The following is a 12,699-nucleotide window of genomic DNA, read 5'->3' as shown; positions in this document are numbered from 1 at the left end:
CGGGTTCGTGGAGAGGGAATCACATGTCCGAGTGTGCCGATACCACCCGCACCACCGCCCGTCCCGACAGCGCCCGCAAGGGTCGTACAGCCGCCGCGCTCGCCGGAGCCGCTCTGCTGGCCCCGCTGGGAGTGCTGGCCGCGACCGGCAACGCCGCCGCGGCGGACAACGGAGTGTGGGACCGCATCGCCCAGTGCGAGAGCGGCGGCAACTGGCACATCAACACCGGCAACGGCTACTACGGCGGGCTCCAGTTCTCCGCCGGCACCTGGCGCGCGTACGGCGGCACCGCCTACGCCCCGACGGCCGACCGGGCCTCCAGGAGCGCGCAGATCGCCGTCGCCACCAAGGTCCAGCAGGCCCAGGGCTGGGGCGCCTGGCCGGTCTGTTCGGGCCGCGCCGGAGCCTTCGGTGCGGCACCCGCGGCGGCTTCCCCGGGTTCCTCCGGCAGCGCCGCCTCGAAGGGCGTGACGACGAAGTCCGCCCCGACGAAGTCCGCCCCGACGAAGACGCCGGAACGCTCCCCGGCGCACACGGGCCGCAGCGCGTCCCGCGGTGACTACACCGTCCGCGAGGGCGACACGCTGAGCACCATCGCGGCCCGGCACGGGACCACCTGGCAGCGGATCTACGCCGCCAACAAGGCCGTCATCGGCGGTGACCCCGACCTGATCGTGCCCGGACAGCGCCTGGCGCTCTGACGTCGGTCGCACTCCGGGCGCCGATCGTCCGGCACGAGGCAGCCGCTGTTCCGACCAGGACAGCGGCTGTCCGCATCCGCTGGCAGACTCGGCCCCATGTTGGAGACCTCGGCGCGACTGCTGCGCCTGCTCTCGCTGCTCCAGGCCCACCGCGAGTGGTCCGGCGCCGAACTCGCCGAACGGCTCGGCGTCACGGCGCGCACCGTCCGCCGGGACGTGGACCGGCTGCGCGATCTGGGCTACCCGGTCAACGCCAGCCCCGGCACCGGCGGCGGCTACCAGCTGGGCGCGGGCGCCGAACTCCCGCCGCTGCTGCTGGACGACGACGAGGCCGTCGCGGTGGCCGTGGGCCTGCGCACCGCCGCCGGGCACGGCATCGAGGGCATCGGCGAGACCTCCGTACGCGCCCTCGCCAAGCTGGAGCAGGTGCTTCCGAACCGGCTGCGCCGCCGGGTGAGCGCCCTCAACGCCTTCACCGTGCCGATGCTGCGCGACGGCCCGCCGGTGTCCCCGGTCGACCCGGCCCTGCTCACCGAACTCGCCCACCTGTGCCGGGACACCGAGCGGCTGCGGTTCGAGTACCGCAGCCACGAGGGCGCCGCGAGCCGCCGCACCGTCGAGCCGTACCGGCTGGTGTGCACCGAGCGGCGCTGGTACCTGGTCGCCTGGGACGTCGACCGGGCGGACTGGCGGACCTTCCGCGTCGACCGCATCACCCCCAGGCCCCCGCACGGCCCGCGCTTCACCCCGCGCGAGCCGCCCGCCGAGGACCTCGCCGCCTATGTGTCGAAGGGCGTCTCCACGCGCGCGTACGCCACGCACTCCGCCGTCCGGCTGCTGGTTCCGCTGCACGAGGCCGCCGATCGCGTCTCGCCGTCCGCCGGAACGCTTCAGGCCGACGGGGAGGACGCGTGCATCCTGCGCAGCGGGGCCGCGAACCTGGACGTGATGGTCGTGCACATCATGCTGCTGGGCCTCCCCTTCGAGGTGCTGGAGCCCGCCGAGCTGACCGAGGCGGTCAGGAGGATTCGGGACCGGCTTGATGCCGCTCTGGCTCGGGCTGGGGAGCCTGGCCCGCGTACTCCGGGTGGTGCAGGTCGAACGCCGGGGACTCCGAGCGGATCCGGGGCAGGGTGACGAAGTTGTGCCGGGGCGGCGGGCAGGAGGTCGCCCACTCCAGGGAGCGGCCGTAGCCCCAGGGGTCGTCGGCCTCGACCTTCTCGCCGTGGTGGGCGGTCTTCCAGACGTTGTAGAGGAACGGCAGCGTCGACAGGCCGAGCAGGAAGGAGCCGATCGTCGAGACCGTGTTGAGCGCGGTGAACCCGTCGGCCGCCAGGTAGTCGGCGTACCGGCGGGGCATGCCCTCGGCACCCAGCCAGTGCTGGACCAGGAACGTGGTGTGGAAGCCCACGAACAACGTCCAGAACTGGATCTTCCCGAGCCGCTCGTCCAGCATCTTCCCGGTGAACTTCGGCCACCAGAAGAAGAAGCCGGCGAAGACCGCGAAGACGACCGTGCCGAAGACGACGTAGTGGAAGTGCGCGACCACGAAGTACGAGTCCGTGACGTGGAAGTCCATCGGCGGCGACGCCAGGATCACCCCCGTCAGGCCGCCGAACAGGAACGTCACGAGGAAGCCCAGCGCCCACAGCATCGGCGTCTCGAAGGACAGCGAGCCCTTGATCATGGTGCCGGTCCAGTTGAAGAACTTCACGCCCGTCGGCACCGCGATCAGGAACGACATGAAGGAGAAGAACGGCAGCAGCACCGCGCCCGTCGCGAACATGTGGTGCGCCCAGACCACGATCGACAGACCGGTGATCGCCATGGTCGCGCCGATCAGCGTCAGGTAGCCGAAGATCGGCTTGCGGCTGAACACCGGGATGATCTCCGTGATGATCCCGAAGAACGGCAGCGCGATGATGTAGACCTCGGGGTGCCCGAAGAACCAGAACAGGTGCTGCCACAGCAGCGCCCCGCCGTTCGCCGCCTGGAACACCTGCGAGCCGAAGCGCCGGTCCGACTCCAGCACCAGCAGCGTCGCCGCCAGCACCGGGAACGCCATCAGGATCAGGATCGACGTGAACAGCGTGTTCCAGGTGAAGATCGGCATCCGGAACATCGTCATGCCCGGCGCGCGCATCCCGATGATGGTGGCGATGAAGTTGACCGCGCCGAGGATCGTCCCGAAGCCGGCCAGCGCCAGGCCCGTGATCCACAGGTCCGGGCCGATGCTGGGGGAGTGTCTGAGGTCGTTGAGCGGCGCGTAGGCGAACCAGCCGAAGGCGGCCGGCCCGTCCGGCACCAGGAGCGAGCCCAGCACGATCAGCCCGCCGAACGCGAACAGCCAGTACGAGAGCATGTTCAGCCGTGGGAAGGCCACGTCCGGGGCGCCGATCTGCAACGGCATCAGCTCGTTGGCGAAACCCGCGAAGCTCGGCGTCGCGAACAGCAGCAGCATGATCGTGCCGTGCAGCGTGAACAGCTGGTTGTACTGGTTGTTGTCCATGAGCTGCAGTCCGGGCCGGGCCAGCTCGGCGCGCATCAGCAGCGCCATGATCCCGCCGGCCAGGAAGAAGCCGAACGCCGTGATCAGGTACAGATGACCGATCTTCTTGTGGTCGGTGGTGGTGAGCCAGTCGACGACCAGCCGGCCGCCGCGACTGCCCCGCACCGGTCGTGCCGCCGCCCCTACGGTCTCGGTCCCCATCGCTCGCTCGCCCCTTCGCTCGTCGCGCCCGGGCCCGCCGCAGCCCGCGGCACGCGTACCCGCGAGCCGGCGTCTCGATGCTCGCGGGGCCGTGGGCTCCGACAGACGGCGTACGGCGGTCGTGTGCCGAATCCGTGAATTTCCTATGCGGCGTCAGCTGACCGGACACCGCAGGGGATTGCCGGGAATCGCGCCCCGGGCCCGCCCCGATCCCCACTGCGGCACTTTCCGCCGGGTAATTCGAAGTGGCACCGCGACACGCGTGAATTCTGTTCGATTACCCCGGTAAGCCGTACGGAAACCCCCGAACGTGTGACGGAGTTCGAAGGAAACACGGGAGGGGAAGCTGTGACAGAAGTGTGACCGGAGGCGGATGCGTCTCTTACCCGGCCGTGCCCGGCTTCCGTCGCCGCCCGATGCGGCCTAGCGTGGCGGCATGGCACCGATTCCCACTCCGCCAGCGGAGCCCCAGGACAGTCCGGACGGGTACGTCGGCCTCGACGCCGCGCACGCCGAGCGGCTCGCTCGGCAGCGGGGGTGGTCGGCGGTACGGTCACTGCCGCCGGGCGCGATCATCACCATGGAGTACCGGGTCGGGCGGCTCAACTTCGAGGTGCGCGACGGCCGGGTGGCCCGTGCCTGGAAGGGCTGACCCCGGCGCTCGGACGCGTGCACGACGAAGGCCCCGTCTCCCTCTCGGGAGCGGGGCCTTCGTCGTGGCGCGGGTTGGCTGTGCGTACCGGACCCGCTGCCTCTCGCGCCGTCAGCCGCCGGTCAGGGGGCGGGCCGGCTGGGACGTGCCGCGGGGGAGGCGGTCGGCGTGCGGTGGGCGGCGGCTGCCCACGGGGGTGACCGGGGTGCGTTCGGAGCGGGCCGTGTGGGGTCCGGGGGCCAGGTGCATCGGACCCCGGGAGGCGCGTGTCGAGGAGACCGGTTCGCGTACCGGGGTCGGCTCGGCGGGCACCCCGCGCGGCTTGAGCACCACCGGCGTGACGGGGACGACCGGTTCGGCGACGGGCCGGCTGCGGCGGGCGCGCCAGCTGTCGCGCAGGTCGAAGAGCCATCCTTCCGCCGTGGCGATCAGCGGCTCGAACCACGGCAGGGCCAGCAGGATGAGCAGGCCGGCGGCCCAGCCCAGCAGCACGTCGCTCAGCCAGTGCGTACCGAGGTAGACGGTGGTGAGGCCGACGCCGAGCGAGGTGACCGCCGACAGCGCCGACAGCCAGCGGCGCGCTCTCGGGGTGGAGGCCAGATACGCCAGGATGCCCCAGGTCACCACGGCGTTGGCGGTGTGGCCGCTGGGGAATATATCGCCGCCGAGGCCCATCTCGTTCGAGCCGATCACGGTGGCGTAGTGCGGACCGAGCCGCCCCATGCCGATCTTGGCGGCGCCGACCGTCATGTTCAGCAGCAGCAGTGAGGCGGCCAGGGTCAGCAGCGGGCGGAGCGTGTGCTGCCGCCAGGAGCGCCAGCCGAGCCAGGCCGCGACCATCACGGCGGTGGGGCCGCGCTGGCCCAGCACCACGTAGTAGTCGAGGAACGCGTGGATCTCCGGCCACTGCTGGTACGGCCGGAAGAACATGACCTGCCAGTCCAGCCGGACCAGCCAGGAGGTGGTCACCACGGCCCACACGATCGCCAGGTAGAAAGCCAGGGTCGCCGAGAACAGAACGACCCGGTGCCGGCTCATCCTCGGCACGTCGATGTGGGCCGGTCGTTCCGGCTCACGGTCCAGCCTGGCGAACACCCGGTCCAGACGCCGGGTGAGGTTTCGTTCGGTACGCACCCAATCGACGTTACAGCGAGTGAGTGGTGGTCCCGGTCGAAACAGGGGCTTTGTGATGACGATGTGATGTGGGAAACGTCTCAAGGGCGGTGCGAATTCCCGGCATTCCGCAATCCTGTGAGGCCCTTCTCTTCAATTCCTTTGATCATGCCGGGCGTTGTTTATATGGCGCTTATGAATGCGTTAACCCGATCCTGACGTGGAATTGGCCGGAGCGTCATCGGGCCGACGAAGTCGATCATGGAGGACCGGAGCCGTTCAGCCAGAACGCCCCGTAGACCGCCGACGCGACCGCCAACCCCGCCGTGACCAGCACCGATCGGGACGTGCGCAGCCGGGCCAGGGCGCAGGCGAGGGGCAGCAGTACCGGGAACGCGGGCATCAGCAGCCGCGGCTTGGAGCCGAAGTAGCTCGACGCGCACAGGGCGAGCGCGAGCACGACACCCGTGTACACCAGCAGTTCGACCGGCTGACGCCCGCGGACACCGGTGACGTACAGCCAGATCAGCAGGGCGACCCCGATGATCAGGCCGACCCCGGCGAGGGCGGACGGGAATGACGTGAACTTGTCGGCCACGAAGCGGGCGAAGGCGTAGCCGCCGTCGAACCCGTTGCGCCAGCCGGCCTGGACGTCCAGGTATCCGAGCGGGCCCTTGCCGGTGCGATGGCCGACCCAGAGGACATAACCGGCGGCACCGAGCGGAGCGAGCGCCATCCCGAGCGCGCGACGCCAGACCGGGGCGTGGGGAGTTGACTGTGCGCCATGGGTGAGGGAAGAGGCCCCTGTGCCGAAAGCGGCCGACGGGGCCTGTGTTACCGCGGGGGCGTGCGTCTTGTGGTGCGTGCCCTTCGCCGCGCGCTCGCTCCCCGCGCGTGCGCGGTGCCCCTGCGCCGGGGCGCGTTCGTCGTTGGACGCGCCGTGCGCACGCCGCGCGCTTCGCTCTCGCACGAACGAGACCACGCAGGCCACCCACACCGCCGCGACCACCGCCGCCCCCACCGGCCGGGTCAGTCCCGCGAGCGCCGCCAGCAGACCCGCGCTCACCCACCGCCCGGTCAGCACCGCGTACAGCGACCAGGCCGCCAGCGCCGTGAACAGCGACTCGCTGTACGCCATCGACTGCACGATCCCGACCGGCAGCACCGCCCACAGCAGCACCGCGCACCAGCCCACCCGGGGGCCGTACACCCGATCGGCGACCGCCAAGACGCCGGCCGCCGCGGCCGCCGAGGCGAGCAGGCTCACCACGAAACCGGCGTCCGCGTACGACAGCGGTACGACCGCGTGCAGCAGCCGCTCCAGCCACGGCAGCAGCGGGAAGAACGCCAGGTTCGAGTGGATGTCGCCGTTCGGCAGCCGCACCTCGTAGCCGTACCCCAGCTCGGCGACCCGCGTGTACCACAGCGAGTCCCAGCGCGCGGTGAGCAGGGTGTACGCGCTCTTGCCGCGCGCGGCGCTCCACGCCACCAGCGCCAGCAGTCCCAGAGCGCGGACCGCCGCGTAGCCCAGGAGGGCCGGCGCCGCCCGGCGCAGGAGGGGGGCGGGGGAGGGGGCCACGCGCGTTTCAAGATCGGTCACGGGCTCGATTATCGACCGGACGGGGAACCGGACAGCTCGCCGGGTCGTGGTCAAGACAGGGCGACGTGGCGTACGCCACACGGGTTCCGTCACGCGTGTGAGAGGTCCGCCACGTGTCCCCGCGACGAACTCGCGTACGCTGACGAGCCACCCGCGTGGGTTTGCGCGGGCCGGAGACACCGCTCCTCTCCGGCCGTACGACAGGGAGTCCCCACCCCGTCGCTCCGCCCCACGCGAGGGATGATCTGGGAGGTACGTACATGTCCGGGACGACCACGGCTGCCGTACGGCCGCGCCGTCGGGCGGCCGGGGCCGGTGCCAACCGCTGGGTCGTCCTCGTCGTCCTCTGCGTGAGCCTGCTGCTCGTCGCCCTCGACGCGACCGTGCTGCACGTGGCGGTCCCCGCCGTCACCGAGGACCTCAGGCCCGGCGCCATGGAACTGCTCTGGATCGTCGACGTCTACCCGCTGGTCTGCGCCTCGCTGCTCATCCTCTTCGGCACCCTGGGCGACCGCGTCGGCCGCAGACGTGTGCTGCTGCTCGGCTACGCCCTCTTCGGCGTCGCCTCCGCCGTGGCCGCCTTCGCGCCCAGCGCCCAGACGCTGATCCTCGCCCGCGCGCTGCTCGGCGTCGGCGGCGCCATGATCATGCCCGCGACCCTGTCGATCCTCCGCCAGGTCTTCCCCGACCGCCGCGAACGCGCGCTCGCCATCGGCATCTGGAGCGCGGTCGCCGCCGTCGGCGCGGCCGTCGGCCCGCTGCTGGGAGGCTTCCTGCTGGAGCACTTCTGGTGGGGCGCGGTCTTCCTCGTCAACATCCCGCTGATGCTGGTCAGTCTGCCGGTGGGCCGGATCCTGCTGCCCGAGTCCCGGGGCGATCGCGCCGGCCCCTGGGACGTGACCGGCGCGCTGATGGCGGCGGCCGGACTCTTCGGTGTCGTGCTCGGGGTGAAGCGGCTGGGCGGCGGCGAGGGGGCGGCGAGTCCCTTCACGGTGCTGCCGCTGCTGGCCGGTGCGGGCCTCCTCTTCTTCTTCGCGCGGCGCCAGCGCCGGCTCTCCCACCCGCTGGTGGACCTGCGGATGTTCCGCCGGCCCGCGTTCAGCACCGCCGTGGGCTGCATCGTGCTGGCGATGCTCGCCCTGGTCGGCCTGGAGCTGATCGCCGCCCAGTACCTGCAACTGGTGCTCGGCCTCTCGCCCCTGCAGACCGGCCTCAGGCTGCTGCCCCTGACCATCGCCGCGATGGCGGCGGGCCTGGCGGGCGCGCGGATGCTGCGCCGCTTCGGACCGCGCCGCATGGTGTGCTTCGGTTTCTGCCTGACGGCGGCCGCCGTGCTGACCCTGACGGCGATGGGCGGCTCCGACAACGCGCCGCTGCTGCTGGCCGGCTTCGTGCTGCTGGGCTTCGGCCTGGAGACCACGCTCTTCGGCGCCTACGAGTCGATGCTCAGCGAGGCCCCGGCGGACCAGGCCGGCGGCGCGGCGGCGATCGGCGAGACCTCGTACCAGCTAGGCGCCGGGATCGGCATCGCGCTGCTCGGCAGTGTGATGAACGCGGCCTACGCGCCGGGGCTGCGGTCGGTGCCGGGCGTTCCGCGGCGCGCGTCGGACGCGGCGGGGCACTCGCTCGGCGAGGCCTACGAGGTCGCCGGACGCCTCGGCGGATCCGCCGGGGACGCGCTGCGCCGGGCGGCGCGGGACTCCTTCGTGCACGGGCTGCACATGACGCTGCTGGCGAGCGCGGGTCTGTTGCTGCTGGGCGCGGTGATGGCGCTGCGGCTGCCGTGGATCATGCAGTGCGGCGACGAGGAGCCGGCCGGTGCCGAGGTGGAGCTGCCGGCGCCGCGGGAGTCGGAGACGGCGGCCGAGAAGCCGCGGGTCTCCGCCTGACCTCCTCTGGACGTGCGGGACACTGCACCGTAACGTCGGCTGGAGAGTCGTAACTAGCGCTGCTAGTTTTGCTGCGTTCCCGTGTCCCGGAGGGTGTTCCATGTCCGCGTCCGCGAAGCTGCCCCCGTTCGATGCCGCCGACCCGCTCGGGATCGACGACCTGCTGGACCCGGAGGACCTGGCGATCCGGGACACCGTCCGCAGCTGGGCGGCCGACCGTGTGCTGCCGTACGTGGCCGACTGGTACGAGAAGGGCGAACTGCCGCAGATCCGGGAACTCGCGCGGGAGCTCGGCGGCATCGGCGCCCTCGGCATGTCCCTCACCGGGTACGGCTGCGCCGGTGCGACGGCCGTGCAGTACGGACTGGCCTGCCTGGAGCTGGAGGCGGCCGACTCGGGCATCCGGTCGCTGGTCTCCGTGCAGGGCTCCCTCGCCATGTACGCGATCCACCGGTTCGGCAGCGAGGAGCAGAAACAGGAGTGGCTGCCGCGCATGGCCGCCGGCGAGGTGATCGGCTGCTTCGGCCTGACCGAGCCCGACCACGGCTCCGACCCGGCCTCCCTGCGCACCTACGCCAAGCGCGACGGCGACGACTGGGTGCTGAGCGGCCGCAAGATGTGGATCACCAACGGATCGGTCGCCGGGGTGGCCGTCGTCTGGGCGCAGACGGAGGAGGGCATCCGCGGCTTCGTCGTCCCCACCGACAGCCCCGGCTTCTCGGCGCCGGAGATCAAGCACAAGTGGTCCCTGCGCGCCTCCGTCACCAGCGAACTGGTCCTGGACGACGTGCGGCTGCCCGCGACGGCGGTCCTTCCCGAGGTCACCGGCCTGCGCGGACCGCTCAGCTGCCTGTCCCACGCCCGCTACGGCATCGTCTGGGGCGCCATGGGCGCCGCGCGCAGCAGCTTCGAGGCGGCCGTGGAGTACGCGAAGACGCGGGAGCAGTTCGGGCGACCCATCGGCGGCTTCCAGCTCACCCAGGCCAAGCTCGCCGACATGGCGGTCGAACTGCACAAGGGAATCCTGCTCGCCCACCATCTGGGGCGCCGGATGGACGCCGGCCGCCTGCGTCCCGAGCAGGTCAGCTTCGGCAAGCTCAACAACGTCCGCGAGGCCATCGAGATCTGCCGTACGGCGCGGACGATCCTCGGTGCCAACGGGATCTCGCTCGAGTACCCCGTGATGCGGCACGCGACCAACCTCGAGTCGGTGCTCACCTATGAGGGCACCGTCGAGATGCACCAGCTCGTGCTGGGCAAGGCGCTCACCGGGCTCGACGCCTTCCGGTGAGCACCCGAGGGGGCAGGGCCGGGGAACGGCCCTGCCTCAGCTCTGGTTGAAGAATCCGTCCTCGCGACGCGAGGCAGGCTCGCCGCTGATGATCTCCGTGTTGGCGGGCGTCAGCAGGAAGACCCGGTTGGCGACCCGCTCGATGGTGCCCCGCAGGCCGAAGGTGAGCCCCGCCGCGAAGTCCACGACGCGCTTGGCGTCGGCGGGCTCCATCGCCGTGAGGTTCATGATGACCGGGACCCCGTCCCGGAACAGCTCGCCGATGGCGCGGGCGTCCCGGAAGCTGTCCGGGGTGACCGTGCCGATCCGGCGGCCCTTCTCCTCGGCCGTGTCCGTGGCCACCTTCACCCGGGGGTCCGTGACCCAGGCGTCCCCGGACTCGGTGCCCTCGGAGTAGTCGTCGTCGTAGTAGCGCTCGTCATCGTTGTCGTCGACGAGGCCGAGCCACGCACTCGCCTTGCGTACCGATCCCATGGACGCCTCCTCTCACAGCGGTCTTTCTTGCTTTCCGCATCCCTATGGTCATCCATGATGCGGACGGCGCGCCAAGTGGATAGACGCCGCGCGGGGGGTTTGTGACGGTACTGGTGCACAGCGGATCCGTCGAGAGTCCTTGTGCCCCAAGGGTCGCGACTCATACGGCTGCTGACTGTGAGTGAAATATGATTGTCGGCGGCGGATGGGTGATGCACCGTGCGTACGGGTGAACGGCACCCCTGATACGACCCGACTGTCGGCCGATACGATGCCGCAGCTCAACGTCGTCCTACGGCACGGGGGATCGTCGTGTTCGGAATCGTCAGGCCCTGCTCCCATCGGCTCGGGGAGAACCTCAAGAACCAGTGGATGGCCCACTTGTGCGGGCTGTGTCTCGCACTGCGCCGGGACCACGGGCAATTCGCGCGCATCGTGACGAACTATGACGGGCTTCTGATATCGGTTCTGACGGAGGCTCAGGCGGGTGTGCGCAGCGGCGGGCGGCGCACGGCCGGCCCGTGCGCCCTGCGCGGAATGCGCACCGCCTCCGTCGCCCAGGGCGAGGGCGCGCGACTCGCCGCCGCCGTCTCCCTGGTTCTCGCCTCCGCCAAGGTGCGTGACCATGTCGCCGACGGCGACGGGCTGCTGGCGCGCAGACCGGTGGCGGCCGCGGCGCGCCGGGTCGCGGCGGGCTGGGGGAGAGCCGGGGCGCGCGGCGGATCGGCGGTCGGCTTCGACACGGACGTCCTCGTCGACGCCGTCGACCGGCAGCTCGGCATCGAGACGCTCGCCGGACCCGGCACCCCGATCCTGACGGTCACCGAGCCGACGGAGACCGCGACGGCGGCCGCCTTCGCGCACACGGCGGTGCTGGCCGGGCGGCCGGCCAACGCGGAGCCGCTCGCCGAGGCGGGCCGGCTGTTCGGACGGCTCGCCCACCTGCTGGACGCCGTGGAGGACAGGCACGCTGACGCCGCGTCAGGCGCCTGGAACCCGCTCACCGCCACCGGTACGTCACTGCCGGAGGCCCGGCGGCTGGCCGACGACGCCCTGCACGGCATCCGGCTGGCACTGCGGGAGGCGGAGTTCACCGACGGCAAGCTGGTCCACCTGCTGCTGGTGCACGAGCTGGCCCGATCGGTGGACCGGTCGTTCGGGACGGTGCCGGCGTGCGCGGCGCATCGGCCGGGGCCGGGTGCGGATGAGCACGGCCGGCTCGAGGCGGGGATGCCACAGGGTCCGTACGGGCCGCAGCCGGGGATGCCGCAGGGGCCGTACGGCGGCGGCAATCCGTATCTGGGCGCCGGTGACGCGTACGCGGGTGGCGGCAATCCGTATGCCGGTGGGGGCGGCGCCGGAGGGGCCGGCGGGGGTGGTGGTTTCGGTGGAGGCGGCGGTGGCTTCGGGAGCGGCCCCGCGTCCGTGCCGCCGAAGGGGCGGCGCGGGTTCTGGGCGGGGTGCGGGATGTTCCTGACGCTGTGCTGCACCTGCAAGATGTGCTGCGCCGAGGAGTACGAGGGGCCGTGGTCGCGGAAGAAGCGCAACGGCTGCTGCCAGTACTGCGACTGCTCGTGCCCGGGCGGCTGCGACGGGTGCGACTGCTGCTGCCCTTGCGACGGGTGCTGAGCCTCTCGCGCGTCGCCCGCCGGGCGCCGGGCCCCTGGGACGTCAAAGACTCCGCAGGGACGCCACGTTCCGCAACTCGTACTCATATCCGCGCTTGTTTTCCGGGATCAGCACCAGCATGTCGCGGAAGAAGCGCTCCGCGGCCTGCCCAAGGGCGAGAGTGAATTCACCGTCCCGGATACGGGCGACACGCTTTCCATCGCCGGCATCGCAGCGGATCAAGAGATCAGACTGTCCGACCCGCTCGATGGACAGGTGGATCGGCTGATCCGGGAACAGTACTTCGGCGCGGCCCGATTTCTTCGCCTCTATAGTCAGCTTGACGAGGTAGGCCCATAGCTGGTCGACGTAGTCCCACATGCTCTGGTCGATCAACTGCACACCGTTGACCGTGAGTGCCAATGCACCCTCCACATAGAAGGGGTCTCCATCGTAAGAAGTGACTTCTTCCACCGCGGTGAATTCGCCGGCGGCATTGCGGAGGTAGGTGGAAATCTCAATCATCAATCAACCCGGTGTTTCGAGGTGGAGGTGCTGCCGCAAGGGTGCGGCGGGGGGGGGGGGGGGGGGGGGGGGGGGGGGGGCGGGGCGCGGGGGGGGGGGGGGGGGGGGGGGGGGGGGGGGGGGGGGGGGGGGGGGG

Annotated in this window: 11 protein-coding genes; 6 read left to right on the top strand and 5 right to left on the bottom strand. The window is 71.3% G+C overall.

Annotated features, from left to right (window positions below; translation table 11 throughout):
• The first annotated feature begins 23 nt into the window (after positions 1–23).
• Positions 24–701, top strand: coding sequence for a transglycosylase family protein (locus tag ACGFRF_RS40305; RefSeq protein ID WP_393748899.1), 678 nt, complete (start codon positions 24–26; stop codon positions 699–701).
• A 96-nt stretch (positions 702–797) separates the two neighbouring features.
• Positions 798–1,838 (top strand): helix-turn-helix transcriptional regulator, encoded by a 1,041-nt coding sequence (locus tag ACGFRF_RS40300; protein WP_393748897.1) that lies wholly within the window; start codon positions 798–800, stop codon positions 1,836–1,838.
• Here the strand turns inward: ACGFRF_RS40300 and ctaD are convergent.
• Positions 1,720–3,411 (bottom strand): cytochrome c oxidase subunit I, encoded by a 1,692-nt coding sequence (gene ctaD / locus ACGFRF_RS40295; protein ID WP_393748895.1) that lies wholly within the window; start codon positions 3,409–3,411, stop codon positions 1,720–1,722. The two genes, ACGFRF_RS40300 and ctaD, sit on opposite strands and share 119 nt — an antisense overlap.
• 436 nt (positions 3,412–3,847) lie before the next feature.
• Here ctaD and ACGFRF_RS40290 point away from each other — a divergent pair, with 436 nt between their 5' ends.
• Positions 3,848–4,063 (top strand): I78 family peptidase inhibitor, encoded by a 216-nt coding sequence (locus ACGFRF_RS40290; RefSeq protein WP_393748893.1) that lies wholly within the window; start codon positions 3,848–3,850, stop codon positions 4,061–4,063.
• A 111-nt stretch (positions 4,064–4,174) separates the two neighbouring features.
• On the opposite strand, the gene ACGFRF_RS40285 is transcribed toward ACGFRF_RS40290, so the two are convergent.
• Both ACGFRF_RS40285 and ACGFRF_RS40280 read right to left on the bottom strand, forming a co-directional pair.
• Positions 4,175–5,197, bottom strand: a complete 1,023-nt coding sequence (locus tag ACGFRF_RS40285) for a phosphatase PAP2 family protein (RefSeq protein ID WP_393748891.1) — start codon at positions 5,195–5,197, stop codon at positions 4,175–4,177.
• A gap of 238 nt (positions 5,198–5,435) precedes the next feature.
• On the bottom strand, positions 5,436–6,776 hold the full coding sequence (locus ACGFRF_RS40280) for a mannosyltransferase family protein (RefSeq protein ID WP_393748889.1): 1,341 nt from the start codon (positions 6,774–6,776) through the stop codon (positions 5,436–5,438).
• Positions 6,777–7,036: 260 nt separating this feature from the next.
• Here ACGFRF_RS40280 and ACGFRF_RS40275 point away from each other — a divergent pair, with 260 nt between their 5' ends.
• Together ACGFRF_RS40275 and ACGFRF_RS40270 are read left to right on the top strand one after the other, a co-directional pair.
• Positions 7,037–8,665 (top strand): MFS transporter, encoded by a 1,629-nt coding sequence (locus ACGFRF_RS40275; RefSeq protein ID WP_393748887.1) that lies wholly within the window; start codon positions 7,037–7,039, stop codon positions 8,663–8,665.
• A gap of 100 nt (positions 8,666–8,765) precedes the next feature.
• On the top strand, positions 8,766–9,956 hold the full coding sequence (locus ACGFRF_RS40270) for an acyl-CoA dehydrogenase family protein (RefSeq protein WP_393748885.1): 1,191 nt from the start codon (positions 8,766–8,768) through the stop codon (positions 9,954–9,956).
• 36 nt (positions 9,957–9,992) lie between these two features.
• Here the strand turns inward: ACGFRF_RS40270 and ACGFRF_RS40265 are convergent, their stop codons facing one another.
• Positions 9,993–10,430, bottom strand: a complete 438-nt coding sequence (locus ACGFRF_RS40265; RefSeq protein WP_356939047.1) for a cell division protein SepF — start codon at positions 10,428–10,430, stop codon at positions 9,993–9,995.
• A gap of 312 nt (positions 10,431–10,742) precedes the next feature.
• Here ACGFRF_RS40265 and ACGFRF_RS40260 point away from each other — a divergent pair, with 312 nt between their 5' ends.
• On the top strand, positions 10,743–12,059 hold the full coding sequence (locus tag ACGFRF_RS40260; RefSeq protein WP_393748883.1) for a DUF5685 family protein: 1,317 nt from the start codon (positions 10,743–10,745) through the stop codon (positions 12,057–12,059).
• A gap of 42 nt (positions 12,060–12,101) precedes the next feature.
• On the opposite strand, the gene ACGFRF_RS40255 is transcribed toward ACGFRF_RS40260, so the two are convergent.
• Positions 12,102–12,563 (bottom strand): hypothetical protein, encoded by a 462-nt coding sequence (locus ACGFRF_RS40255; RefSeq protein WP_393748881.1) that lies wholly within the window; start codon positions 12,561–12,563, stop codon positions 12,102–12,104.
• Positions 12,564–12,699 lie beyond the last annotated feature (136 nt).

The organism is Streptomyces sp. NPDC048521 (assembly GCF_043199855.1).
Lineage (GTDB): Bacteria > Actinomycetota > Actinomycetes > Streptomycetales > Streptomycetaceae > Streptomyces.
This window is presented reverse-complemented; position numbering and strand designations above follow the sequence as displayed.

Coding starts and splice junctions, on each gene's coding strand:
- ACGFRF_RS40305 (WP_393748899.1), top strand. CDS start 24: ATGTCCGAGTGTGCCGATACCACCCGCACCACCGCCCGTCCCGACAGC.
- ACGFRF_RS40255 (WP_393748881.1), bottom strand. CDS start 12,563: ATGATTGAGATTTCCACCTACCTCCGCAATGCCGCCGGCGAATTCACC.
- ctaD (WP_393748895.1), bottom strand. CDS start 3,411: ATGGGGACCGAGACCGTAGGGGCGGCGGCACGACCGGTGCGGGGCAGT.
- ACGFRF_RS40290 (WP_393748893.1), top strand. CDS start 3,848: ATGGCACCGATTCCCACTCCGCCAGCGGAGCCCCAGGACAGTCCGGAC.
- ACGFRF_RS40270 (WP_393748885.1), top strand. CDS start 8,766: ATGTCCGCGTCCGCGAAGCTGCCCCCGTTCGATGCCGCCGACCCGCTC.
- ACGFRF_RS40265 (WP_356939047.1), bottom strand. CDS start 10,430: ATGGGATCGGTACGCAAGGCGAGTGCGTGGCTCGGCCTCGTCGACGAC.
- ACGFRF_RS40300 (WP_393748897.1), top strand. CDS start 798: ATGTTGGAGACCTCGGCGCGACTGCTGCGCCTGCTCTCGCTGCTCCAG.
- ACGFRF_RS40275 (WP_393748887.1), top strand. CDS start 7,037: ATGTCCGGGACGACCACGGCTGCCGTACGGCCGCGCCGTCGGGCGGCC.